Source organism: uncultured Eudoraea sp., assembly GCF_947258525.1.
Classification (GTDB): Bacteria; Bacteroidota; Bacteroidia; order Flavobacteriales; family Flavobacteriaceae; genus Eudoraea.
This window is the reverse complement of sequence record NZ_CAMYIP010000100.1, coordinates 1-2,639: the sequence shown is the minus strand read 5'-3', so window position 1 is coordinate 2,639 and position 2,639 is coordinate 1. Positions and strand designations below refer to the sequence as shown.

At 36.3% G+C, this 2,639-nt stretch carries 5 protein-coding genes and 1 pseudogene; all 6 read right to left on the bottom strand.

Annotation, left to right across the window (positions count from 1 at the left end; translation table 11 throughout):
• A pseudogene (locus Q0X89_RS18035) lies at positions 1-182 on the bottom strand (hypothetical protein); the annotation flags it as partial.
• Positions 183-278: 96 nt separating this feature from the next.
• A complete protein-coding gene (locus Q0X89_RS07690) occupies positions 279-848 on the bottom strand; it encodes a hypothetical protein (protein WP_297692799.1) in 570 nt (189 codons plus the stop codon).
• 10 nt (positions 849-858) lie between these two features.
• Entirely contained in the window at positions 859-1,326 is a 468-nt protein-coding gene (locus tag Q0X89_RS07685; RefSeq protein ID WP_297692797.1) for a hypothetical protein, read from the bottom strand.
• Between the two features lie 30 nt (positions 1,327-1,356).
• On the bottom strand, positions 1,357-1,707 hold the full coding sequence (locus Q0X89_RS07680; protein ID WP_297692795.1) for a SpvB/TcaC N-terminal domain-containing protein: 351 nt from the start codon (positions 1,705-1,707) through the stop codon (positions 1,357-1,359).
• Positions 1,655-1,780, bottom strand: a complete 126-nt coding sequence (locus Q0X89_RS18030) for a SpvB/TcaC N-terminal domain-containing protein (protein WP_367177028.1) — start codon at positions 1,778-1,780, stop codon at positions 1,655-1,657. The genes Q0X89_RS07680 and Q0X89_RS18030 overlap by 53 nt, the downstream gene beginning before the upstream one ends.
• Positions 1,781-1,891: 111 nt before the next feature.
• Positions 1,892-2,639, bottom strand: a 748-nt coding sequence (locus Q0X89_RS07675; protein WP_297692793.1) for an N-acetylmuramoyl-L-alanine amidase, incomplete at its 5' end; no start/stop codon positions are given.

The following is a 2,639-nucleotide window of genomic DNA, read 5'->3' as shown; positions in this document are numbered from 1 at the left end:
ACCCGTATTAAGACCTACAATACATGGCATTGATATAGATACTGACTTGATACGTCTTTTATAATGTTCTGGATAATCCATTTAAATAGAATTTCGGGTATATGGAATTCACATTTACCCGTTTCCTTCAACTGTATTAATGCCAATGGGTTAATTTGTCGAAGGGAAATATGTTTGTTGAACTCATAATCAAAACCTTTATTTTACTTTTAGTTGGCTTTGCCATGATGGTCGAATTTGTTTTTATTTTTCTAAAGATTAATTTAGTATTGTTGTAATTACGATAATGAGGCATTCAATTGCCAAATACCCCAAAAGATCAATCCTATATATAATAGAAAGATAAGTTTCATTAAGTTGACCATTTTTTTGGCCTCCGGAGTTAACCCGTAATCAACTTCGTTATCTAAATCATCCTCGTTTTTATCCTTAAAGTCCTTTTGTTTTATAAACAAGGACTTTATTTTTAAGAACCAGTTGATATTTTTGTTTTTTGGTATACCATAATCCCATATTTCATTTAGCCCTTTAATTTGAAAGCGGATATAGTTGGCCCGGTTCCACCCACTTCTGATGTGAAATCCATAAGAGCGTATCATATACATGCCATAGCCGCTTAGCACACAACCAATGATCCCTATCAACACAACAACGAGAGGGTTCTTTAAAGACATTTCATCTGACAAGAGTTCCTTACCAGTATAACCCAACAAGCCTCCTAAGAAGGTATAAAAGAAAGTAGCCATGGCCCACATGCGTTCCTTAATCTTGGCGGCATCTTCGGTGAACCATTTATAAAGATCCAGGTAGTCTTTCTCTTTGAGGTTATATTTTGTTGATATTTCCATTTTATTGAGTTTAGCTCATTTCGTATATCGCATTTGATTTATTAATGACACAGGCTGTAACAACAATCAGAAATTGAGCACCGAGATAAAAAAGGACACGAAGTTCAAAGTCATCTTTTACTTTTGCACCCTCTGCTTCCATGGTTTTTCGCCTTTTCAAGCCAATGACCCTATTCTGCCTTTTACGGTGTAGCAATTCAATATTACGAAACAGTACAAGTTCCTTTTTAATGACCACATAGGTAAAAATGACGTAACCTATCGCCAGTACCGAAGCCAACAGGATCAGGATTTTGTCTATGCTCAGATTTTTAGAGTACGTCACAATGACTAATGCTATAACGGCCACTGTTGAACGAATTAAATGTTTCCAAATAAGATCGTGGCGGTATTTATGTTCATCCCACAATAAAGATCCCTCTTCAGATTTTACAAAATTTTCAAAAACCTTTAGTTCAGTTTTATTATTTTCTTTCAATCGTATCTTTTTTAATCTAATTCTATTTTGCTACAAGTCACTTTTCCCGAAAATTGTCGTCATATTGTCTCCTGTGGTTACTTTCCAATAAGTGCCTTTCGAGTTAATAGAAACATCCTGAGAAACATATGTAATCCTTTCAATAATGGCGAAACCAAATTCTATTCGAGGTCGGTAACGTTTTACAGTATACCCATCATTCCCATTATTTGGATATTCCTTTGCTGCCCAATTTCCATTATCTTCTTCCAAATAAGGAACTAAATCCTCTATACCCGAATACATGAACGTATCCTCTTCCAGTCCACCTCCGTATTGTGGCAACTTTTTATTCCGACTTACGCTGAATAGAAGGATAAGCAACAGACCAACCCAATCCATATGGACTATTACCTCCTCCAGAGTTATAGTTTAATGATAAAGCTGGAGTAAAACCATTACGACCAGGTGATATAGGTAGCGGAATGCTAAAACCTGGCGAAACAACTTCAGGATAAATTAGCGGTAGATTCCGAGCAGATTATGCTGACAATGTTGATACTTTTGAATTTCTATTGAATATAGATTAACAACGTCTACGCATCGTAATATCACTTGTTGCATAATCGGTATTAATAACATTTCCTGCACTATTCCTTCTTCGAGCAATTGGTCTATACTGTTCAGCTCTGGTCACTCTAGATTCTACATAAGGAATGAACTCATTTCTATATCCTGACCAATTATCCTGTCTGTGTTTCATTATTCGACTATGCTCTATACCATAGGTAAAATCGCGTAATGGAGGATGTAATTTAGAAATTGGCATACCGAGTATACCGTCTACAAGAGAATAAAATCCATTCATATTAAAATGCTGCGGATCATTATGTCCATTTTTAATCGAACGATCTAATTCACGATGAACGGTTACTTCCAATAGCTTTCCTTTTCTCATAGAGCACACGACGTAGGCATATGCAAGCAATTCATACTGCAAGTCTGTATAATAGGTATCTGCCTGTTTAACACCTGCTACAGCTTCATCTAATTTGGGGTGCCTAACTAGTTCGGTATGGACAAAACAACCATTGTTAGCGCGCTCGACCTTGGTACCATCACCTCTGTGATTCCAATCATGTGTCTGATATGCACCGTCATTATTAAGCCACATATGAATGCCTGTATTGTTTGCAGGTTGAGAACTAGTGGTTGCTTTATTTGTTGCAGCAGTATCATGAATTACAAAATAATTTGCAGTAACGGGTTTTGTTGTATCTCCGAGTATAGTATTGGCGTGAGCACCATGTTTGCTGATAAAATCACTTTTAAAT